This window comes from Xanthomonas sp. NCPPB 3959 (assembly GCF_056675575.1).
The window spans coordinates 564,712-586,490 of the sequence record NZ_JBWWVR010000001.1 but is presented as its reverse complement, the minus strand read 5'-3'; the positions used below and the strand labels follow the sequence as shown (position 1 = coordinate 586,490).

Annotated in this window: 20 protein-coding genes, 1 tRNA gene and 1 other RNA gene; 6 read left to right on the top strand and 16 right to left on the bottom strand. The window is 65.3% G+C overall.

Annotated elements, in window-relative coordinates; genetic code table 11:
- The first annotated feature begins 52 nt into the window (after positions 1 to 52).
- Positions 53 to 1,966 (top strand): CocE/NonD family hydrolase, encoded by a 1,914-nt coding sequence (locus AC1KVG_RS02300; protein ID WP_481093361.1) that lies wholly within the window; start codon positions 53 to 55, stop codon positions 1,964 to 1,966.
- On the opposite strand, the gene AC1KVG_RS02295 is transcribed toward AC1KVG_RS02300, so the two are convergent.
- The 5 genes from AC1KVG_RS02295 to AC1KVG_RS02275 form a co-directional block, all read right to left on the bottom strand.
- Entirely contained in the window at positions 1,947 to 3,173 is a 1,227-nt protein-coding gene (locus AC1KVG_RS02295) for a CynX/NimT family MFS transporter (protein WP_481093455.1), read from the bottom strand. The genes AC1KVG_RS02300 and AC1KVG_RS02295 overlap by 20 nt on opposite strands.
- A gap of 123 nt (positions 3,174 to 3,296) precedes the next feature.
- Positions 3,297 to 3,373: transfer RNA gene (locus AC1KVG_RS02290), tRNA-Pro, on the bottom strand.
- A gap of 59 nt (positions 3,374 to 3,432) precedes the next feature.
- Positions 3,433 to 3,543, bottom strand: a complete 111-nt coding sequence (gene cydX, locus AC1KVG_RS02285; protein WP_176339846.1) for a cytochrome bd-I oxidase subunit CydX — start codon at positions 3,541 to 3,543, stop codon at positions 3,433 to 3,435.
- An 85-nt stretch (positions 3,544 to 3,628) separates the two neighbouring features.
- Positions 3,629 to 4,780: a cytochrome d ubiquinol oxidase subunit II gene (gene cydB / locus AC1KVG_RS02280; RefSeq protein ID WP_481093360.1), complete on the bottom strand. Its 1,152-nt coding sequence runs from the start codon at positions 4,778 to 4,780 to the stop codon at positions 3,629 to 3,631.
- A 15-nt stretch (positions 4,781 to 4,795) separates the two neighbouring features.
- Positions 4,796 to 6,418, bottom strand: a complete 1,623-nt coding sequence (locus tag AC1KVG_RS02275) for a cytochrome ubiquinol oxidase subunit I (protein ID WP_481093359.1) — start codon at positions 6,416 to 6,418, stop codon at positions 4,796 to 4,798.
- Positions 6,419 to 6,566: 148 nt separating this feature from the next.
- Here AC1KVG_RS02275 and cydD point away from each other — a divergent pair, with 148 nt between their 5' ends.
- Together cydD and cydC are read left to right on the top strand one after the other, a co-directional pair.
- Complete coding sequence (gene cydD / locus AC1KVG_RS02270) at positions 6,567 to 8,309, top strand: thiol reductant ABC exporter subunit CydD (RefSeq protein WP_481093454.1); 1,743 nt, start codon at positions 6,567 to 6,569, stop codon at positions 8,307 to 8,309.
- The gene (cydC, locus tag AC1KVG_RS02265) at positions 8,306 to 9,982 is read left to right on the top strand and encodes a thiol reductant ABC exporter subunit CydC (RefSeq protein ID WP_481093358.1); all 1,677 of its coding nucleotides are present in this window, start codon (positions 8,306 to 8,308) and stop codon (positions 9,980 to 9,982) included. Before cydD ends, cydC begins: the two co-directional genes overlap by 4 nt.
- Positions 9,983 to 10,099: 117 nt before the next feature.
- Here cydC and AC1KVG_RS02260 read toward each other — a convergent pair whose 3' ends face one another.
- Together AC1KVG_RS02260 and metX are read right to left on the bottom strand one after the other, a co-directional pair.
- A complete protein-coding gene (locus AC1KVG_RS02260; protein WP_481093357.1) occupies positions 10,100 to 10,522 on the bottom strand; it encodes a DUF1294 domain-containing protein in 423 nt (140 codons plus the stop codon).
- Complete coding sequence (metX, locus tag AC1KVG_RS02255) at positions 10,516 to 11,718, bottom strand: homoserine O-acetyltransferase MetX (RefSeq protein WP_481093356.1); 1,203 nt, start codon at positions 11,716 to 11,718, stop codon at positions 10,516 to 10,518. The genes AC1KVG_RS02260 and metX overlap by 7 nt, the downstream gene beginning before the upstream one ends.
- A gap of 567 nt (positions 11,719 to 12,285) precedes the next feature.
- Between metX and AC1KVG_RS02250 the strand changes: the two genes are divergently transcribed.
- Positions 12,286 to 12,359, top strand: a non-coding RNA gene (locus AC1KVG_RS02250) — sX9 sRNA.
- A 47-nt stretch (positions 12,360 to 12,406) separates the two neighbouring features.
- Here the strand turns inward: AC1KVG_RS02250 and AC1KVG_RS02245 are convergent.
- From AC1KVG_RS02245 to ccmA, 9 genes are all read right to left on the bottom strand, one after another.
- Positions 12,407 to 13,417 carry a tetratricopeptide repeat protein gene (locus tag AC1KVG_RS02245; protein WP_481093355.1) on the bottom strand — a complete coding sequence of 337 codons (1,011 nt, stop codon included), beginning with the start codon at positions 13,415 to 13,417 and terminating at the stop codon, positions 12,407 to 12,409.
- Positions 13,417 to 13,851 (bottom strand): cytochrome c-type biogenesis protein, encoded by a 435-nt coding sequence (locus AC1KVG_RS02240; RefSeq protein WP_023904170.1) that lies wholly within the window; start codon positions 13,849 to 13,851, stop codon positions 13,417 to 13,419. Before AC1KVG_RS02240 ends, AC1KVG_RS02245 begins: the two co-directional genes overlap by 1 nt.
- Positions 13,848 to 14,450 (bottom strand): DsbE family thiol:disulfide interchange protein, encoded by a 603-nt coding sequence (locus AC1KVG_RS02235; RefSeq protein ID WP_055826268.1) that lies wholly within the window; start codon positions 14,448 to 14,450, stop codon positions 13,848 to 13,850. Before AC1KVG_RS02235 ends, AC1KVG_RS02240 begins: the two co-directional genes overlap by 4 nt.
- On the bottom strand, positions 14,443 to 16,380 hold the full coding sequence (locus tag AC1KVG_RS02230; RefSeq protein ID WP_481093354.1) for a heme lyase CcmF/NrfE family subunit: 1,938 nt from the start codon (positions 16,378 to 16,380) through the stop codon (positions 14,443 to 14,445). Before AC1KVG_RS02230 ends, AC1KVG_RS02235 begins: the two co-directional genes overlap by 8 nt.
- 171 nt (positions 16,381 to 16,551) lie before the next feature.
- Positions 16,552 to 17,022 carry a cytochrome c maturation protein CcmE gene (gene ccmE / locus AC1KVG_RS02225; RefSeq protein WP_115040143.1) on the bottom strand — a complete coding sequence of 157 codons (471 nt, stop codon included), beginning with the start codon at positions 17,020 to 17,022 and terminating at the stop codon, positions 16,552 to 16,554.
- Positions 17,019 to 17,192: a heme exporter protein CcmD gene (locus AC1KVG_RS02220; protein ID WP_481093353.1), complete on the bottom strand. Its 174-nt coding sequence runs from the start codon at positions 17,190 to 17,192 to the stop codon at positions 17,019 to 17,021. Before AC1KVG_RS02220 ends, ccmE begins: the two co-directional genes overlap by 4 nt.
- A complete protein-coding gene (gene ccmC, locus AC1KVG_RS02215; RefSeq protein WP_481093352.1) occupies positions 17,189 to 17,941 on the bottom strand; it encodes a heme ABC transporter permease CcmC in 753 nt (250 codons plus the stop codon). The genes AC1KVG_RS02220 and ccmC overlap by 4 nt, the downstream gene beginning before the upstream one ends.
- A gap of 129 nt (positions 17,942 to 18,070) precedes the next feature.
- Positions 18,071 to 18,766 carry a heme exporter protein CcmB gene (ccmB, locus tag AC1KVG_RS02210; protein WP_006452115.1) on the bottom strand — a complete coding sequence of 232 codons (696 nt, stop codon included), beginning with the start codon at positions 18,764 to 18,766 and terminating at the stop codon, positions 18,071 to 18,073.
- Positions 18,763 to 19,407, bottom strand: coding sequence for a heme ABC exporter ATP-binding protein CcmA (gene ccmA / locus AC1KVG_RS02205; RefSeq protein ID WP_481093351.1), 645 nt, complete (start codon positions 19,405 to 19,407; stop codon positions 18,763 to 18,765). The genes ccmB and ccmA overlap by 4 nt, the downstream gene beginning before the upstream one ends.
- A 216-nt stretch (positions 19,408 to 19,623) precedes the next feature.
- Between ccmA and AC1KVG_RS02200 the strand changes: the two genes are divergently transcribed.
- Positions 19,624 to 20,772 (top strand): pyridoxal phosphate-dependent aminotransferase, encoded by a 1,149-nt coding sequence (locus tag AC1KVG_RS02200; RefSeq protein WP_481093350.1) that lies wholly within the window; start codon positions 19,624 to 19,626, stop codon positions 20,770 to 20,772.
- A gap of 148 nt (positions 20,773 to 20,920) precedes the next feature.
- Positions 20,921 to 21,721: an amidohydrolase gene (locus AC1KVG_RS02195; RefSeq protein WP_481093349.1), complete on the top strand. Its 801-nt coding sequence runs from the start codon at positions 20,921 to 20,923 to the stop codon at positions 21,719 to 21,721.
- The last annotated feature ends 58 nt before the right edge of the window (positions 21,722 to 21,779 follow it).

The following is a 21,779-nucleotide window of genomic DNA, read 5'->3' as shown; positions in this document are numbered from 1 at the left end:
GGCCATCGTCTGCCTACAGTCGACGACTGCCCCCGCACTTTCGGAGTCGTCGATGCGCCGTTTTGCCGCCTGCCTGCTTGCCACCGCCATTGCCGCCGCCGCCGGCAGCGCACTGGCGCAAACCTCGCCGATGACGCCGGACATCACCGGCAAGCCGTTCGTGGCAGGCGACGCCGCCAACGACTACGTCAAACGCGAGGTGATGATCCCGATGCGCGACGGGGTCAAGCTGCATACGGTGATCGTGCTGCCCAAGGGCGCGCGCAATGCGCCGATCGTGCTCACGCGCACGCCGTACGACGCCAGCGGCCGCACCGAGCGTCTGGCTTCGCCGCATATGAAGGACCTGTTGTCTGCGGGCGATGACGTGTTCGTGGAAGGCGGCTATATCCGCGTGTTCCAGGATGTGCGCGGCAAGTACGGCTCGGAAGGCGAGTACGTGATGACCCGGCCGTTGCGTGGCGCGCTCAATCCCAGCGAGGTCGACCATGCCACCGATGCCTGGGACACCATCGATTGGCTGGTGAAAAACCTCAAGGAGTCCAACGGCAAGGTCGGCATGATCGGCTCGTCCTACGAAGGTTTCACCGTGGTGATGGCGCTGACCAATCCGCATCCGGCATTGAAGGTGGCCGCGCCGGAGAGCCCGATGATCGATGGCTGGATGGGCGACGACTGGTTCAATTACGGTGCGTTCCGCCAGGTCAATTTCGACTACTTCACCGGCCAGCTCAGCAAGCGCGGCAAAGGCGCCGGCATCCCGCGTCAGGGGCACGACGATTACAGCAATTTCCTGCAGGCCGGCTCGGCCGGCGACTTCGCCAAGGCCGCCGGCCTGGAGCAGCTGCCGTGGTGGCACAAGCTCACCGAACACGCGGCTTACGACAACTTCTGGCAGGAGCAGGCGCTGGACAAGGTGATGGCACGCACGCCGTTGAAAGTGCCGACCATGTGGTTGCAGGGCCTCTGGGACCAGGAAGACATGTGGGGCGCCATCCATAGCTACGCGGCGATGGAACCGCGCGACAAGCGCAATACGCTCAACTATCTGGTGATGGGGCCGTGGCGACACAGCCAGGTCAATAGCGACGCCAGTTCACTGGGGGCACTGAATTTCGACGGCGATACCGCGCGCCAATTCCGTCGCGATGTGCTGCGCCCGTTCTTCGATCAATACCTGGTCGATGGCGCGTCCAAGGCAAGCACGCCACCGGTGTTTATCTACAACACCGGCGAAAACCATTGGGACCGTCTGCAGGCCTGGCCGCGCAGTTGTGCCAAGGGTTGTGCGTCGACCAGCAAGCCGCTGTATCTGCAGGCCGGCGGCAAGCTGTCGTTCCAGCAGCCGGCGGCGGGGCAGGTGGGCTTTGAGGAGTACGTCTCCGACCCGGCCAAGCCGGTGCCGTTCGTGCCGCGCCCGGTGGATTTTGCCGATCGCAGCATGTGGACCACCTGGCTGGTGCAGGATCAGCGCTTCGTCGATGGCCGCCCGGATGTGCTGACCTTCGTCACCGAACCGCTGACAGAACCCTTGCAGATCGCCGGCGCACCGGAAGTGCATCTGCGGGCCTCCACCAGCGGTAGCGACAGCGATTGGGTGGTGAAGCTGATCGACGTGTATCCGGACGAGATGGCCTCCAACCCCAAGATGGGCGGTTACGAGCTGCCGGTGTCGCTGGCGATCTTCCGTGGCCGCTACCGCGAGAGTTTCAGCACGCCCAAGCCGCTGGCCGCCAATCAGCCGCTGGGGTTCCAGTTCGGCCTGCCGACGGCCAACCACACCTTCCAGCCCGGGCATCGGGTGATGGTGCAGGTGCAGTCAAGCCTGTTTCCGCTGTACGACCGCAACCCGCAGACCTATGTGCCGAATATCTTCTTCGCCAAGCCGGGCGATTATCAAAAAGCCACGCAGCGGGTGTACGTGAGCCCGGAGCAGCCGAGCTACATCAGTCTGCCGGTACGTTGAGCACACGGGCGCCGCGCGCAGGCGGCGCCCACACGTCTTCCAGCAGCTGCGGGCGGCAGGCCACCCAGGCGGCGGCCAGCTGCACCAGCAGGCAGATGACCAGGAACACGAACGGCGACGTCCAGCCGCCATGGTGCGCGTGCAACCAGCCGAACAGGAACGGCCCCAGGCAACTCACCGCATACCCCATGCCTTGCGAGAATCCGGACAACGCTGCCGACCCGGCAGCGGTGCGGCAGCGCTGATTGACCAGCACCAGCGCCAGCGGAAACGTGCTCGGGCCCAAACCCAGCAAGGTCACCCAGAGAATCGGCGCGGCCAGCGGTGCCCACCACAGCCCGGCAAACGCGACCAGATGGCAGGCCGCGCACAGCAGCACGATCGGGAAGGGATTGCGCATGCGCACCGCCAGTGCCGGCATGGTCAACGCACCGACCATGCCCAGTGCCGCGAACAGCGCGACCATGGTGCCGCCGAATGCGGGCGAGGCGCCGGCTTCGCGCAGCAGCGTCGGCAGCCAGGTGAACATGGAATAGGTGATCAGCGAGGTCATGCCGAAGGTCAGCGCCATGCTCCATCCCAGGGCGGTACGTGCGACGCGGCCTTCGGCCTCGGTTGTCGGCGTGATCGGTGCAGGCCCGGTGGCCCGCAGGCGGCGATGGTTGGCGTACACCAACGCCCAGGCCGCAAACGCCAGCAATGCCGGCAATACCCACACCACCATCGAGCTGCGCCAGCCCAGCGCATCGGCCACCGGCACCGCCAGCAACGCGGGCAACAAGGTGCCGACCTGCAACACGGTGATGTACAGCGTGCTGACCCCGCCCACGCGATCGCCGAAATAGCGCTTCACCAGCGGCGGCAACACCACGTTGCCCATGCCCATGCCGGCCAGCGCAATCAGCGATCCGACCAGCAGGCCGGCGGTGTCCGGCAGCAGCGGTCGCAACACTAATCCGAGCGTGGCCAATGCCATCGACAACAGCGCAGTGCGCAGCAAGCCGAAGCGGCGCAGCAACGCGGGCGTTGCGACGCCGGTGAGTGCGAACGCAGCGGTCGGCAACATGCCGATCGCACCCATGGTGGGCGCGCCGAATGCGTACTCATCTGCGATGCGTTCCAGCAGCGGCGTCAACGAGGTGACCGCCGTACGCAAGTTGAATGCGGACAACAAAATGGCAGCCAGCACCAACCCGCGGCCACGCAACTGGGCAGACGAGGAAGCACCGGCAATGACAACAGACATGACAGACCATCCGCATTGCGCGCATCGCTGCGCCAACGCCTGAAAACACAAAACCGGCACGAGGCCGGTTTTGTGTTTTGAAACTGGTCGGGGAGACAGGATTCGAACCTGCGACCTCTACGTCCCGAACGTAGCGCTCTACCAGACTGAGCTACACCCCGAAGGAGCCGCGTATGTTACATACGGATTGCCGAATCGGCAAGCATCTGCGCGATTTATTTTACGGGCGCGGCTGACCACGCTCGGATTCGCGTGCTTCGAACCACATGCCGTTGAGCACCGCAGCCAACGCAGCCAGGCCGGTGCCGAGGATCCATGCGAAATACCACATCGTTGTTCTCCTTAAAATTGTTGAAGGGTGTGAGATGTCGAGCGGGTGCGGCAACGTGCTTGTGCACCAGTCGCAGCGGGCGCGCTCAATACGCGTTGGGATTGGCCGACAGTTCATCGGCCGTGACCTTGCCCTTGAGCACGCGGTAGACCCAGCTTGTGTAGGCCAGCACGATCGGCATGAACACCGCGGTCGCCAGCAACATGATCCACAGCGTCAGACGGCTGCTGGACGCATCCCACAGCGTCAAGCTCATGCGCGGTGCAGTGGAGGAGGGCAGCAGGAACGGAAACAGCGCAAAGCCGACAGTGAGAATGATGCCGACGATGGCGCAACCCGAAGCGATGAACGCCAGGCCGCCACGCCGCACACGCAGCAGCAGCGCATTCATCGCAAGCCCGACCAGACCGATCAGTGGTGCCATCAAGGTCGCCGGCATGCTGCTGTAGTTGTGCAGCCAGCCACCGGCAGCGGTGAGCGCGGCGGTCTTGGCCAGCGGATTGGTCGGCGCATTGGTGGCCAGGACCGAAGTCACCGCGTAACCAGGCAGACCCAGCGCGACCCATGCACCGGCTGCCGCAAACAGCGCCACCGCACACAGCGCGGCGATGCTGCCGAAACGCGCCGCACGCTCTGCCACCGGCCCATCGGTCTTGAGCACCAGCATCGCCGCCCCGTGCGCCATCAGCATCGCCACGCTGAGCAACCCGGCGAGCAGTGCGAATGGCGTCAGCAAGCCGAACAGATTGCCGGTGTAGTAAATGCGCATGCTGTCGTCGAAATGGAACGGCACCCCGAGCAGCACGTTACCGACCGCCACGCCCATGATCAGCGCCGGAATGCAGCCGCCGATAAACAACGCCCAGTCCCAGTTATTGCGCCAGCGCTGTTCGGCCAGCTTGCCGCGGAACTTGAAACCGACCGGACGCAGGATCAGCGCGAACAGAATCAGGAACATCGCCAGATAGAATCCGGAAAAACTCACCGCGTACAGCGGCGGGAACGCAGCGAAGATCGCGCCGCCGCCCAGGATCAGCCACACCTGGTTGCCCTCCCAGACCGGGCCGATGGTGTTGATCACCAGGCGGCGTTCGGCATCGTTACGGGCAACCAGCGGCAGCAACGTGCTGACCCCCAGATCGAAGCCGCCCATCACCGCGTAACCGGACAGCAAGACGCCCAGCAGCAGCCACCAGATCACGCGCAGTGTGGTGTAGTCGAGCAAGATGAAATCCATGGTGTTTCTCCTGGCTTACGGTGCGCCGCCGGCCAACGCACCGGTGCTCAATGGGGCGCTGGGTGAGGAAGCGTGGGGCGATGTGGCGTTCGGCGAGGTGCCTTGATACGTCGGTGGAAACAGCGCATCCGGGCCCTTGCGGATGGTCTTCAGCGACAGCTTGATCGCGATGACCAGCAGCGTGGTGTACAGCGCGGTGAAGCCGACCAGGGTCAACACGATTTCGTACAGATCCAGGCCAGAGGCGGCGTAGAAGGTCGGCAGCACGCCTTCCACCGCCCACGGCTGGCGGCCGTATTCGGCCACGAACCAACCGCACTCGATCGCAATCCACGGCAGCGGCAAGGTCCACAGCGCCAGCGTCAGGAACCAGCGCTTGTCCTGGAAGTTGTGCTTGCAGGCAAACCAGAACGCGACGGCGAAGAACACGATCAGGTAGATGCCGATGGCGGCCATGATGCGGAAGGTCCAGAACAGCGGCAGCACGCGCGGTACGGTGTCCATGGCGGCCTGGGCGATCTGCTCCGGCGTGGCATTGCCGATATCGTCGCGATAACGCTTGAGCAGCAGGCCGTGGCCCAGATCCTGCCAATGCGCATCGAACACCTTGCGCGCTTCGGCATCGTCCTTGTTGGCGCGCACGCGCTCCAATGCACCGTAGGCGATCTGGCCGCCGCGGATGCGGTGCTCGGCGCGCCCCACCAGTTCCAGAATGCCGGGAATCGGCTCATCCAGCGAACGGGTGGCGATCAAGCCCATCAGATACGGGATCTTGATCGCGTAGTCGTTGCGATGGGTCTGCTGATTGGGAATGCCGAACGCGGTGAAGTCGGCCGGCGCGGCTTCTGTTTCCCACATCGCCTCGATCGCTGCCAATTTCATTTTCTGATGTTCGTTGGCGGCATAGCCGCTCTCATCGCCGAGCACCACCACCGACAGCGACGACAACAGCCCGAATGCCGCAGCCACCGCGAACGAGCGCCGCGCCATCTCCACATGGGTGCCGCGCAGCAGATAGAACGCGCTGATCGACATCACGAACACCGCACCCAGCACGTAGCCCGCGCTGACGGTATGCACGAACTTGGCCTGCGCCACCGGGTTGAACAGCACTGCCATGAAATCGACCACTTCCATGCGCATGGTGTCCGGGTTGAACACCGCGCCGGCCGGGTTCTGCATCCAGCCGTTGGCTATCAGGATCCACAGTGCCGAGAAGTTGCTGCCCAGCGCCACCAGCCAGGTGGTGACCAGATGCTGCACCTTGCTCAGGCGGTTCCAGCCGAGGAAGAACAGGCCCAGGAAGGTCGCTTCCAGAAAGAACGCCATCAGCCCTTCGATCGCCAGCGGCGCGCCGAAGATGTCGCCCACGTAATGGCTGTAGTACGACCAGTTCATGCCGAACTCGAACTCCATCACGATGCCGGTGCCCACGCCCATGGCGAAGTTGATGCCGAACAGCACGCCCCAGAACATGGTAATGCGCCGCCAGATCTGCTTGCCGGTCATCACATAGACGCTTTCCATAATGCCGAGCAGGAACGACAGGCCCATGGTCAGCGGCGGAAAGATGAAGTGGTACATCGCGGTGACTGCGAACTGCAGCCGCGACAGTTCAACAACTGTCGAGTCGATCATGGCGGGGTGGCCTGGTTGGGTGTCGATGAAGGAATGCAACCGATCATCTGCGCTTGCCGCGACACGCGCGTTGATTCAAATCAATGCCGTGGCGAGCGGGTGCGGCACAATGCGCGGCCCGTAGCGGGGAGTGGCGACTTACAATCGCTTGCAACACGATGTCTTCTTAGAGAGCGATGTGAGCCAGCCCAGCGTGCGAGCCAGCGAAACGCCAGCCCAGCGCCGCCAACGCGGCCAATGGCTGGATGCGCTCGCCGCACCGGCTGCGCGTGCGAAGCGGCTGGCCGGCGTTGCGGTCGCGCTGTCGGGCGTGCTGCTGCTGGCGCAAGCGGCGGCGATCGCCTGGTTGCTGCAGGCGGTGCTGGTGCAGCATCTGCCGCTGCTGCGCTTGCGTGATGTGGGCCTGGGATTGTTGGCTGTGCTGGTCGGACGTGCCTTGCTCAATGCCTGGGCGCAGTCGCTGACCGGTGAGGTGGCCGATGTGGCCAAGCGCGAACTGCGTGCCCGCATCGCGCGCCGCCTGGTGCAGCACGGGCCGGTGTGGTTGCGTCGGCAACGCAGCGGCGAACTGGGCGAGCTGAGCCTGGCGCACACCGATGCGCTGGAGGGCTATTTCGTTGGCTATCAACTGGCACGCACCGAGATGATGCTGGTGCCGCCGCTGATCCTGATCGCGGTGTTTTCGGTCGACTGGGTGGTGGGCTTGGTGTTGCTGCTGACTGCGCCACTGATCCCGTTCTTCATGATGCTGGTGGGTTGGGGTGCCGAAGCTGCGGGGCGCGAGCAACTCGGCGAGCTGGCACGGATGGGCGGGCATTTTGCCGATCGCCTCAAAGGCCTGGGCTTGCTACGTGTGTACGGGCGCGGCGAGGCCGAGTTGAGCGGCATTGCCGCCGCAGCCGAAGGCGTGCGCGAGCGCTCGCTCAAGGTGCTGCGCATCGCGTTTCTGTCGTCCACCGTGCTGGAATTCTTCGCCTCGGTGAGCGTGGCGATCGTGGCGCTGTACTTCGGCCTGAGTTATCTGGGCATGCTCGATCTGCACGGCTTGCCGACGCTGGGCGCGGGCATGTTCTGCCTGCTGCTGGCGCCGGAATTCTTTGCGCCGCTGCGGCGGCTGGCCGCGCATTACCACGACCGTGCCAATGCCCTGGCGGCGGTGGCCGAAGCCGAGCGCTTGCTGGAAGGATTCGCGCCGCCCGCAATCGCGCAAGCAGCCACGGTGCCGCCGCGTGCATTGGAACCGGCGCAGGCACATGCGCCATTGTTGCAGGCGCGTGGACTGGCGCTGCGTCCACCGGGCGCGCCACACATGGTGGTGGAGAATTTTTCGCTGATCTTGCAGCCCGGGCAGCGCGTGGCGGTGATCGGTGCAAGCGGCAGCGGCAAGAGCACCTTGCTGGAAGGCCTTGCCGGCTGGCTTGCGCCCGAGGCGGGCAGCGTGGTGTTGCGCCCGGGTGCGCGCATCGGCTATGCCACGCAGCGGCCGTATCTGTTTCACGGCAGCATCGCCGACAACCTACGCCTGGCCGATCCACAGGCCAGCGACGCGCGGCTGCACGCGGTGGCCGACGCGGCGCAGGTACTGCGCTTTGCCGCTCAGCTGCCGGCCGGCCTGGACACGGTGATCGGCGAACGCGGGTTTGGGCTCTCCGGTGGCGAAGCGCGTCGTGTGGCCCTGGCACGGCTGTTGCTGCGCGAGCCGGGCCTGTTGCTGCTGGACGAGCCCACCGCCTTTCTCGACCCGGACACCGAAGCGGAGTTGCTGCGCACGCTGGGCGTGTTCGCACGCGGCCGCGCGGTGATCCTGGCCACGCACAGCCCAGCGGTGATGCGCTGGGCCGATACGGTGATCGATCTGCGCGGCGCCACTGTCGCAGTGGAGCTGCCATGAACAGCACGCCCCCCGATCGTCTGCGCGATGTGTTTCGCTTGCATGCCTGGCGCCTGCTGCTGTCCGCGCTGTTGGTGCTGGTCACCATGCTGGCGGGCGTTGGCTTGCTCGGTCTGTCCGGCAGTTTCCTGACCGCCGCCGCGTTGGCGGGTGTTGCCGGCATGGGCACGGGTTTCAATTTCTTCTCACCCTCGGCCGGCATTCGCGCGCTGACCTTTGCGCGCATCGTTTCGCGCTATGGCGAAAAATTGATCGGCCACGATGCCACCCTGCGTATTGCCCGCGATCTGCGCGTGTGGTTCTTCCGCCGTGCGTTGCCGCTTGCGCCAGGCCGGTTGTCGGCCACGCGTACCGGCGATCTGCTGGCGCGGCTGATGTCCGATATTGGCGAAGTCGATGGATTGAGCGTGCGTGCGCTGGCGCCGTTGACTGCGTTGCTCGGTATCTGGCTTGCCGGTGCGGGGGCAGCGGCGCTGATCTATCCGCCAGCTGCAGTGTTGCTGGTCGTGCTTGGTGTGGTCATCGGTGGCGTGGTGCCGTGGCAGGTGGCACGCGGCGGTGCGCAGCGCGAACAGCTGCGCGCGCAGCAACGCACCGCATTGCGGACGCAGGCCTTCGAAGGGCTGGAAGGTGCAGCCGATCTGACTGCTGTCGATGCGCAAGGTGCCTGGCTGCATCAGGTCGATGCAGCGGCGGCGGCCGTCGTCGATGGCGACCGCATTCAGCGCCGTCGCTTGATCGGCGGCAATCTGCTGCACGCCGTCTGTGGCGGCATCGGCCTGGCCGGTATGGTGTGGCTTGGGTTGAGTGCGGCAGAGCGCGGATTGATTGCGGCGGAAATGGCGGCCGGCTTGGTGTTTTTGACCATGGCGTTGCTGGAAGTGTGGGCCGGCGCCGGGCTCGCCTTGCAGGCGCTGCAGAGCGCACGCGTTGCGGCCAAACGCCTGCAGTCCATCGTCGATCAGGCGCCGTCGGTCGTCGATCCGCCGCACGCCACGGATGCGCCGCGCAGCGGCACGCTGCAGCTGCATCAGGTCAGCTTTGTGTGGCCGGGCAGCGTACGTCCGGTGTTGCAGGCGCTCGATCTGACGCTGGCGCCTGGAGAGCGTATCGCCATCAGCGGCGACAGCGGTAGCGGCAAGAGCACCTTGTCCGCGCTGCTGCTGCGCTTGTGGGACCCGCAAGCCGGGCAGGTGACCTACGCCGATATCGACCTGCGCCACTTCGCGCAGACGCAATGGCATCGACGCATCGCCTGGCTGCCGCAGAACGCCCCGGTCTTTGCCGGCACGGTGCGCGAAAATCTGCTGATTGGCGATGCCAGCGCCAGCGATGCCGCCATGTGGAGCGTGCTGGATCAGGTGCGGCTGCGCGAGTGGGCCACCGCGCAGAATGGGCTGGACACCTGGGTTGGCGAAAACGGTGCAACGCTCTCGGCCGGCCAGGCGCGCCGGCTGGCACTCGCACGCGCGCTGCTGCGCGACGCACCGATCCTGTTGCTGGACGAACCCACCGACGGCCTGGATGTGGATACCGCAGACGCGTTGTTGCTGGATCTATCTGCAGCGCTCGGCGAACGCAGCCTGGTGATGATCACCCACGACAGCGTGCCGGCCGGCGTGGTGCATCGGCGGTATCGGATGCGTGCGGGCGTGTTGGAACTGTTGCGCTGACGCGTTTCTTTCAATGCGCTAGCAGCGAATAGGTGGCGACCCATGCCCATGTCGTGCGGACGGGGGTTGCAGGTGTTCGCGTTGATTTCTTGCACGCACGCATTGCACGTGTGCGGCTCATTCCAGCAGCGCGTGTAATGCAGCCATCAGTGCAGACTGGCGTAATGCCAGAACCAACACGGCGACGTTCACCATGACGATGATCCAGAACCACGCCTGGAAGGCCGCCTTGCTGGATTTATGTCGGAACAGCCCCTGCGCCAACAATGCCCCCGGCCATCCACCGAGCAGCGCGATGATGTGCAAGGTCGTTTCCGGTGTGCGTTGCTGGCCGCGCTGTGCTGCGCTCTTGTCGCGCCGGTAGACGATCATCGCCACCACACTGGCGGCCGCGTACCACAGTGCCAGCAGCGCCGGCAGTCGACCTGCAACCACCATCGCCGCCATGCCGATCAGAAACAGCAGGGCCAGCGTCTTGCGCGGCAGGCCACCACGCTGCGGCAGGCCACGACGCCGTTGCGTGGTTCTGGAGATCAGCAAGCGTCCAGAAAGTTACGCACGGCCGGACCGAAGCGCGCGAAATCGACCAGGAAGGCGTCGTGGCCCTGTGGCGAATCCAGCCCGAGAAACTGGGCATTGGCGCCGCCGGCGCGTAAGCCTTCGGCGATTTGTTCCTGTTGCTGCACGGGAAACAGGATGTCGGTGTTGGCGCCGATCGCCAGCGCACGCGCGATGCGGATCTGCGCCAAGCCGGCCAGCACCGTGGCGTCGGTGGAGACGCCGGTATCGGGCTTGGCGGCGAGGTGTGAATTATCGACTTGCTGGCCATCGACTCCGGCGTCAATGACCGGTTTGTCGGCGACATATTCGGCCAGATCGAACCAGTCCATCGAGCGGCTCAGATACAGATAGCAATTGGGATCGAAGAAGCGCACGAAGCGGCGTGCGTGACCTTCCAGATAACTTTCGACCTGGAATTCCAGGCCGAACGGGTCGTCGGCAGCCTGCTCGGAATCCAATCGTACGCGACCAAACCTACCGTCCCATTCCAGCGCGGAGCGGTAGGTGATCACACCGAGTTTGCGCGCCATACGCATGCCCGATTCGGGATAACGGGTGTCGTCGTAATGGCCGCCGTTCCAGTGTGGATCCAGACGGATGGCTTCGCGCTGCAGCGAGCGGATGGCGATCGAAAACGGCAGTGCCTGCGCGCTGCCGGAGATGTTGATGTGGCTGCGCGCAATGCCTTGGTGCCGCAGCAGCAACGCCAACGCGGTCATGCCGCCCATCGAGTTGCCGATCAGGCAGGCAAGTTGCTCGATGCCCAACGCACGCACGACATCGGCTGCAGCATCGGCCACATCTTCGATCGACAACTCCGGAAATGTCAGGCGATACAGCGCGCCGGTGGCGGGGTCGATCGAGGCGGGGCCGGTCGAGCCCTTGCAACTGCCCAAGGAATTGACGCACACCACGAACCAGCGCTCGGTATCGATTGGCTTGCCTGGTCCGAGCATCGCTTCCCACCAACCCGGTTCGGGGTTGGCTTGATTTGCCGCAGCATGCGCGTTCGGCGACAAACCGGTGACGATCAACACCGCATTGCTGCGATCGGCGGCCAGCGTGCCCCAGGTTTCGTAGGCGACGTGCGCCTGGTGCAGCGCGCCGCCACGCTTCATCGGAAACGGCGAGGGCAGGGCGTGGAAGCGCGTGCCGGGGGGAATGAATTCAGTCATGTCGCAATTCTATCTGCCATGGCGTGCGCCGGGTGCAGGATGGGAATGGGTTTGAGCCCTTGCGCTGCTTGATGTCAGCCTTCAGAGCGCTGATCTGCTTCTTGGCTGCAGGGTCCTTGCCCGCCCACCCTCGCGGGACACGCCGCAAGTACGTCCGTGTAGGCTCTTACGCGGCATCCATGCCGCGTAAGGTCCCGCGACGGTGGGCGGGCAAGGACCAGTCGAGATAGTCGGTGTGCATGGTGCAAGCGATGCATGACGTACTTCTAATGCGCTAGATTAATACGCTAGATCTCATGTGGTTGCAGCCCGTACTAGCAAGCCAATGCAATCCGCGAGATGACCCGCTTTTTACTTGGCTACCGACCAACGTCCTGGCGCGGTGTCCTTACCGCTTGCGGGACCGTGTGGCGGCATGGACGCGGCCACCGAGCCCTCATGGACGAGTTTACGGCGTGTCCCGCGAGCGGCGAGGGCATCGCACCCTCGACCAACGCGGCTTGGGACCATCCAGATGACGTTGGTAGCAGCTAACACAACGATGGCGCAGCCGTTACTCGGTGCGGCATGTGATAAGTGACACTCCGATCCCTCTGCGCCGTCCACATCGGCCTTACGACTGCGCGCTACGTTTTGTGGCCGCTCTTCGTCCATTGGCCCAAGCGTCGCAACGAAACGTGGCGAGCAATCATCGCCCGATCACCAACTCCACTGGCGCGTCGGCAGGCAGTGCCACCATCACTGGCGCGCTTTCCACATCGTCGGCCTGGCGCATTGCGTTGCCGCTGCGCGACAGTCGTGCCAGCACCTGCACTTTGTCAAGCGACGACAGCGTGCGCGTCGGCATCGGGCTGTCGCCATCGTCCAGGGTGATGGTCAACGGCAAGTCGCTGAGCGCGTGTTTTTCCACCGCCACCGGCATCGGGGTGTCTGCGGCACGCGCGATCACGAAGACGCTGGTATCGCCGGGCAAGCCGGCGCGTTTGGCGAATTCGGCATCCAGCGTCACGCGCACCTGGATGCGGTTGCCGCTGGCTGCAGCGGCGGGCGCAGCCGGCGCCTGGATCGGTTCCAGCTTGGCCTCGTCACGCGCGGCATTGATCTGTTCCAGCAGGCCGGGGCGCGTGTTGGCATCGACCACAGCGAGCAACGGCGTCCAGGTCTCGCTGGCCCTGGCCGGTTGACCGGCCTGGCGCTGCACCACACCGAGAAACCAGCGCGCGCGTTGATGGTCCGGTTGCACCGCCAGCGCGTGTTCGAGCAAGCGCATGGCCTCTGGGTCAGGGCGCCCGCTATCGTCGGCAAGCATGCGCGATTGCGCGGCAGCCACCAGCACGTCTGGCTCATCCGGGCGCAACGCAACCGCGCGCGCAAACGCATCACGCGCTTCGGCGAATTTCTGTTGGCTGGACAGTGAGCGCCCCAGCAATACCCAGCCTTCGGCCTGATCGGGATTGCTCGCCAGCGCCGCGCGTAGTTGCACGATGGCTTCGTCCAACGAGCGTGGTGTGGCCGGTCGATTGGCCGGCTGTTGAATCGCACTCGGCGTACCGACCAGCCAATACAAGGCCGCGCTCGCCACCAGCAACAACACTGCGACGCTGGCAGCCAGCCCGCGCGTCTGGCGCCACAGCGGCCGCAGCGCCACGGCGAACGCGAGCAAGGCCAGCACCACCACTGCAATGACGAAGCCAACCATCACCACTCCTGCTCATCGGCGGGCAGGGCGGGCGCAGCAACGCTGCGTCGGCGAACCACGAATACAACCGCGCCACCGCCTAGCAACAACACCAGCAGCGGGCCGAACCACAGCAGCCAGGTGCGCGATTCGACACGTGGGCGATACAGCACGAACTCGCCATAGCGCGCGACCAGAAACTGGCGGATCTGCGTATCGCTGCGGCCTTCGTGCATCAACGCCAACACTTCGCGGCGCAGGTCCTGCGCAATTTGCGCATTGGAGTCGGCCAGCGACTGGTTCTGGCATTGCACGCAACGCAATTCGGCAGTCAATGCGTGGAAGCGTGCTTCTTCTTCGGCAGAGGCGTAGCGCAGCGGCGCCGGGTCGCCGACCGGCTGGGCCAGTGCCAGCCAGGGCAACAACAGCAGCGTCAGCAGCCAGGCGCGCATCATCGGCTGGTGTGCAGGTCCGGTGCGGCGCTGGGCGAGCGTTCGATCTTGCTCAGCGCCGGAATCAGCTGCGTGTCGATGATGGATTGGGTGAGCATGCCGCTGTATTTCCAGCGCACCACGCCGCGCCCGTCGACCAGAAAGGTTTCCGGTGCCGCCGCGATACCGAAGTCGATCGCGGTACGGCCGTCTTTGTCGGCGACCACCAGCAGATACGGGTTGCCCAGTTGTTCGAGCCAGCGCAGCGCATCGGCTTGCTCGTCCTTCCAGTTGTAGCCGATCACGCGCACGCGCTTTGTCAGTGCGAAGCGGCTCAGCACCGGGTGTTCTTCGCGGCAGGCCGGGCACCAGCTGCCCCACACGTTGATAATGTAAGGGGCGCCGCGCAGCTCGCGTGCGTGGACCACGATGCTGGGGTCGTGCAGCAGCGGCAGCGCGAACTCCGGCGCAGGCTTGCCGATCAGCGCCGAGGGCAGGGCATCGCGATCGTCCTGACCGGAGCGCACCACCGCGTAGACCAGCAGCGCTGCAAGTGCGAGCAGCAGCACGATGGCACCCACGAGTACGGCAGTGGGTAGGCGGGGCGAACGTGACTCAACCATCTTGGATCTCCGGAGAACGACGAAAACGCCGGTCGGCCGCGGTGACCAGGCCACCGAGCGCCATCAGCAGCGCCCCCAGCCAGATCCAGCGCACGAACGGTTTGAGGTGGACGCGCACCGCCCAGGCCTGATTGCCCAGCGGTTCGCCAAGGGCGACATACAGATCGCCAAATGGACCGGGGCGGATCGCCGCCTCGGTCAAGGTCTGCCCGCCGCTGGCGTAGCGGCGTTTTTCCGCATGCAGCAGGCCGACCGGCGCATCGTCCTTGAACACCTGCAGGTTGGCACGATCGGAGACGTAATTGGGGCCGCGCAATTCTTCGACGTGATCGAAGTGCAACGCGTAGCGGCCGATCTGCATCTGCGCACCGGGTGCCAAGGCGACCTCGCGTTGCAGGCTCAGCGATTCCACCAGCAGCGCACCGGCCAGGAACACCGCCATGCCCAGATGCGCCAGCACCATGCCGAGCATTTCGGCGGTGAATTTCCGTCCCTTGGCCGCGCGCCGCGTCCACAGGAATCGCAACGTGCCCAACAGCACCCACACCGCGCCGGCCACACCGATCGCCGCTTTCAGCTGACCCTGCGGGGCGGCGAACCATGCCAGCACGCCTGCGGCAACCGCCAGGCCCGCCCAGGGCGCCAGCATCGCCAACGGGCGCGAGGCCTGTTCGCGCTGCCAGCGGGTCAGCGGGCCGAACGGCAGCAGCGCCACCAGCGGCGCCATCAACACCAAAAACAGCGTGCCGAAGTAGGGCGGGCCCACCGACAACTTGCCCAGCCCAAGCGCGTCGGCCAGCAGCGGATACAGCGTGCCTAGCAGCACCATCGCGCAGGCGCAGGTGAGCAGCAGGTTATTCAACAGCAACAAGGTTTCGCGCGAGGTGCCGGCGAACGCGCGGCGCGGGTCATCCACCCGCGACAAGCGCGGTGCGCGAATCGCGTACAGCACCAGCGAACCACCCACCACTGCCAGCAGGAACACCAGAATAAACAGCCCGCGCGAGGGATCGGCCGCGAACGAATGCACGCTGGTCAGCACGCCCGAGCGCACCAAAAACGTACCCAACAGCGACAATGAAAATGCAGCAATCGCCAGCAATAACGTCCAGCTGGCGAAGTTGCCGCGCTTTTCGGTGACCGCCTGCGAATGCAGCAACGCAGTGCCCACCAGCCACGGCATGAAACTGGCGTTTTCCACCGGGTCCCAGAACCACCAACCGCCCCAGCCCAGTTCGTAATACGCCCACCAGCTGCCCAGCGCGATGCCGACGGTGAGCATCGACCAGGCCACATTGGTCCATGGCCGCGTCCAGCGCAGCCAGCGTGCATCCATCCGGCCTTCCAGCAGCGCGGCGATGGCGAAGGCGAACGGCACTGCAAAGCCGACGTAGCCGCAATACAGCATCGGCGGATGGATGATCAGGCCTGGGTCCTGCAGCAACGGATTGAGGTCGGCGCCTTCCAGCGGTACCGGGAACAACCGCGCAAACGGATTGGAGGTGAACAGCAAAAACGCCAGGAACCCAATACTCACCAGCGCCATCACCCCGAGCACGCGCGCGATGACATGTTCGGGTAGCTGCCGCGACCACAGCGCCACCGCACCGGTCCACAACGCCAGCACCAGCGTCCACAGCAGCAGTGAGCCCTCGTGCGCGCCCCATACTGCCGAATAGCGATACATCACAGGCAACAAACTGTTGGAATTCTCGGCGACGTAGCGCACCGAAAAATCCTGCACCAGGAATGCATGCGTCAGCAGCACGAATGCTGCGGCGATCAGGCCCAGTTGCACCAGCGCGGCCGGCCGCGCGACCGCCATCCAGCTGCTGCGCCCACGCTGCGCACCGGCCAGCGGCAGTGCGGCCTGCACCAACGCCACCAGCAACGCCAGAATCAGCAGAAAGGTGCCGAGCTCAGGCAGCATGGGGTCGGTGCGTTGGTGAGCATGCAGTGGGGCAACGAATGCAAGCGCAATGCAGAGGCATCATCCATGCAGCGTTTGCAAAAGCCACCCCATGCACGGCGACGTTGTCAGCCACACAGCGACCGCGCAGGCTATCGCCCTGCAGGAAAGCGAACGTCCTGACGGATTCCATCAACGCAGCCCTCCAGCCTGGTCCGCCGCCGCCGGCACATCGTGCTTGCGATGCGCACTGCCCATTTTGTCGGCGACTTCCTTCGGCATATAGGTCTCGTCGTGCTTGGCCAGGATGTCTTCGGCCACGAATACGCCTTGCTGCATGCGACCGGTGGCCACCACCGCCTGCCCCTCGCGGAACAGGTCCGGCAGGATGCGGTCGTAGCGCACCTGTAACTGCGCATCACCATCGGTGACGCGGAACTGCGCTTCCAATGAGCCGGACGCGCGTTTGAACGAGCCTTTTTCCACCATGCCGCCGAGCCGGAAACGCGCGTGCTCTCCGGCGTCGCCGCGCAGCACTTCCGACGGCGTGTACAGATAGGCCACGTTGCGCTGCAGCGCCATCGCCACCAGCGTGGTCGCCAGCCCGCCGGCCAGCACCAGCGCGATCACCAGCCACATCCGGCGGCGGCGTTGCGGGTTCACCGGATCAGCTCCGCATCGGTGGGCACCGCCGCGCGCTTGCGCTCGCGCAGACGCCGCGCCTGCGCAATCTTCAAGGCGCGGCGCACCTGCCAGCGGCCGGCGATCAGGTCCCACAGCAGTACCAGCGCGAACACCGCGTAGGCGGCGATGACGTAGGGCAGGTAGCTCATGCCGCGCCCTCCGGGGCATCGCGCACGATCCAGGCCTTGCCGACCTCGCGGCGCAGGTTGTCGGCGCGCGCACGCGTCAGCAGCGAACCAGCGAACCAGAACTTGGTGCCGATCACCATCAGCCACAGCGGCAGCAGCATGCTCGCATCGATGGTCGAGGGGCCGAGCAGGCGAATGCTCTGGCCTTGATGCAGCGAGTTCCACCACACCACCGAATAGCGGATCACCGGCAGCAGCGCCACGCCGACGATCGCCAGCAACGCGGCCGCGCGCGCCGCCTGACGTCGATCGTCGATGGCGTGATACAGGCCGATCACGCCCAGATACAGAAACAGCAGAATCAGTTCGGTGGTCAGGCGCGGGTCCCAATCCCACCAGGCGCCCCACATCGGCTTGCCCCAGATGCTGCCGGTGAGCAGCGTGATCACGGTGAACGCAGCGCCGATCGGCGCGCAGGCCATCGCCAGGATTTCGCAGATCTTGATGCGCCAGATCAGCGCGATCGCCGCATACAAGGCCATCAAGCCGAACACGAACAGGCTCATCCACGCGCTGGGCACATGGATGTAGAGAATGCGGAAGCTGTCGCCCTGCTGGTAATCGGCCGGCACCGCGAACAAGGCCTGCCAGATGCCCACGCCCAGCAGCACCGCGGCCAGCGCATAGCACCACGGCGCCCAGCGCGCAGTGAAACGGTCGAAGATCGGGGGGGAGGCGAGTTGGTGGAACCAGTGGACGACGACGTTCATACGATGGCAGTAGCCCTTGGAATGGCATTAGCTCTCGAAACAGCAGGGGCGCTTGCAACTGAAATAGCGCTTGCAACTGCAATGGCGCTCGGCGCTGTGCGCCTCATCACCACCGCATCGATCACACACTCAGCTCAGCGAAATACGTATCGCGGCAGCCGCAGCCAGCGGTGCCAGGACCACACCGATCACCAAGCCGGCGCCCAACAACAACAACGCACCCACCGCATCCTGTCCTTGTCCACTTGCCGCAACACTGCCGGCACCAAACACCAGCACCGGCACATACAACGGCAACGCCAACAACGCCACGAGAATACCAGAGCGTTTCATCGTCACAGTCAGCGCCGCAACCACGGCGCCGAGCAGACTTAAAAGCGGTGTTCCCAGCGCCAACGATGCCAGCAACACGGGGAGTTGGTCATGTGGCAGGTGCAGCAATTCGCCCAGCAGCGGTGTCACCGCAATCAGCGGCAACGCGCTGGTGGCCCAGTGCAGCAGCACGCGTACCGCGATCAGCCACGCCAACGGCACCGGCGCCAGCAGCCATTGCTCCATCGAGCCGTCTTCCACATCGCTGCGGAACAACGCATCCAGCGACAGTAAGCCGGCCAGCAGTACCGACAACCACAGCACCGCTGGTGCGGCCTGCGCCAGCAGGTCCGGGCGCCCGCCCAGGCCCAGCGCGAACAACACCACGATCAACAGTGCGAACAGGGCAGGCTGCAGCGCGTCGCTGCGACGGCGCCACAGCAATTGCAGATCGCGGCTGAGCAGCGCGCGCGCGGCCTGCCACAGCGAGGGTTGTGGCGAATGCAGGCTCATGCCGCCGCCGCCAGCGTGAGCATGCGCGTGCGCACCGGCGGCGCCGCATAGGCGCCGTGAGTGGTGACCAGCGCCGCGCCACCACCGCGCAGATGCGCGGAGATCATCCGGTTGACCAGGGTGATGCCGTCCAGATCCAGGTTGGCGTAGGGCTCGTCCAGCAGCCACAGCGGGGCCGGCGACAGCCACAACCGCGCCAATGCCAGGCGCTTGCGTTGGCCGGCCGACAATTGCCGCACCAGCGCATCTTCGTAACCGGCCAGGCCGACGATGGCCAGCGCACTGCCGGGCATCTGCTTGGCGCGGCGGCCATGCAAACCACACAAAAAGTGCAGGTTCTCCAGCGTGCTGAGGTCGGCCTTCAGGCCCGGCAGGTGGCCCAGATAAGCCATGAAGCGGCTGCGGTCGCCGCGCCGCGCGGTCTTGCCGTCGATCAGGATCTGCCCACGCTCCACATGCAGCAAGCCGGCCAGCACCCGCAACAGCGTGGTCTTGCCGGCGCCATTGTCGCCCTGCACCAGCAAGGCTTCGCCGGCATCGACATGGAAATCCAGCGGGCCGAACACCGGCTCCTCGTTGCGGCTGAAGGCCAGCGCGCGCGCGGCCAGCAGCGGTGGCGCAGTGTGCAGCGGTTCGATCATCGGCGCAGCGGGCTCCCGTCGCGGGACGGCATGGGGAAGGGCCTGGGCATGGCACGCTCCAGACTGGGCGCGCATTGTAGCGACGATGGCCCGGTGCAGGGGGCGAGTGGGGCGGCCTGATGTGTCCGGGAACGCTGTTTTGCACCGGCCGGGCGCAACCGCCTGGCGGCTTTGCGTACACTCGCGGTCCCCCCGTTTCTTGTCCGGACCGGCACGATGCCCCTCACGACCAAGCTGCCCAAGGTGGGCACCACCATCTTCACCGTCATGTCGCAGCTGGCGGCCGAGCACGGCGCGGTGAATCTGGGCCAGGGTTTTCCCGATTTCGCGGTGCCGTCGCGGCTGGTCGAAGAGCTCGAGCGCGCCATGCGCGCCGGCCACAACCAGTACCCGCCGATGACCGGCGTGGCGGCCTTGCGCCAGGCCATTGCCGGCAAGGCGCAGCGTTGCTACGGCGCGCAGGTCGATGCCGACAGCGAGATCACCGTTACCAGCGGCGCCACCGAGGCGATCTTCAACGCCATCCACGCGGTCGTGCGCGCAGGCGAGGAGGTCATCGTGCTGGACCCGGCCTACGACTGCTACGAGCCGGCGATCGATCTGGCCGGCGCGCGCGCGGTGCACGTGGCGCTGCACCCGCAGACCTTCGCGGTCGATTGGGATGCCTTGCGCGCGGCGATCACGCCGAAGACGCGCTTGCTGATGATCAACTCGCCGCACAATCCGTCCGGCGCGATGCTGTCTGCCGACGACATGCAGACGCTGACCGAACTGCTGCGCGGCACCGAGATATTCCTGCTCTCGGACGAGGTCTACGAACACATCGTGTTCGACGGCCGCCGTCACGAGTCGGTGTTGCGCTGGCCGGAGTTGCGCGAGCGCGCATTCGTGATTTCCAGCTTCGGCAAGACCTATCACTGCACCGGCTGGAAGATCGGCTACGCCATCGCACCGCCCGCACTGAGCGCCGAATTCCGCAAGGTGCACCAGTACAACACCTTCACCAGCTTCGGCCCGGCCCAGCACGCGTTTGCCGCAATGATCCGCGACGAACCCGAACACGACGAGCAACTGGGCGCGTTCTACCAAGCCAAGCGCGACCGTTTCCGCGAGCAGCTGCTGACCACACGTCTGAAACCATTGCCGGTGCCCGGCGGCTATTTCCAGCTGGTGGATTATTCGGCGATCAGCGATCTGCCCGACACCGAGTTCGTGAAGTGGCTGACGGTGGAGAAGGGCGTGGCGGCGATTCCGCTCTCGCCGTTCTATGAAACCGCGCCCGCTGGTCAGCGTCTGGCACGGCTGTGCTTTGCCAAGAACGATGCGACGCTGGATGCGGCGATCGAGCGCTTGCAGAAGCTCTGAGGGGCTGGGATTCGGGAGTCGGGATTTGGGATTCGCAACGGCAGTTGGTCGTTTGTCGGCTTGAATCCGCTAACAGCCCGATGACCTGAGGCCGCCCGAAACCCGCTGTGCGAATCCCCAATCCCCAATCCCCAATCCCGAGCCTCTTATGCACGACCTCCGCATCTCGCTTGTCCAGGGCGACACCCGCTGGCACGACCCGGCCGGCAATCGCGATTACTACGGCGCGTTGCTGGAGCCGTTGGCCGGGCAGACTGATCTGGTGATCCTGCCGGAGACCTTCACTAGTGGATTCTCCAACGATGCCATCTTCAAGGCGGAAGGCATGGACGGCCCCACGGTGGCGTGGATCCGTGCACAGGCAGCAACGCTGGGGGCCGCCATCACCGGCAGCATGCAGGTACGCACCGAGCAGGGCGTGTTCAACCGCCTGCTATGGGCTACTCCGGATGGCGCGCTGCAGTACTACGACAAACGCCATCTGTTTCGCTTCGGCAACGAGCATCTGCGCTATGCGGCCGGGCGCGATCGCCTGACGGTGGAATGGAAGGGCTGGCGGATCAATCCGCAGGTCTGCTACGACCTGCGTTTTCCGGTGTTCTGTCGCAATCGGTACGATGTCGAGCGGCCGGGGCAGCTGGATTTCGATCTGCAGTTGTTCGTGGCCAACTGGCCGTCTGCGCGCGCCTACGCGTGGAAGACGCTGCTGCGCGCACGTGCGATCGAGAACCTGTGCTTTGTGGCGGCGGTCAACCGCGTCGGCGTCGATGGCAATCAGCTGCACTACGCCGGCGACAGCGCGGTGATCGACTTTTTGGGGCAGCCGCAGGTGGAAATCCGCGAGCGGCCGCAGGTGGTCACCACCACCATCAGTGCGTCGGCGCTGGCCGAGCATCGCGCGCGCTTCCCGGCGATGCTGGATGCGGATACGTTTTCGTTGACGGAGTAGGCCGGAGTCGGCGGTGGGATTGGGGATTAGGGATTCGCAACAGCGAGCATGCTGCCTG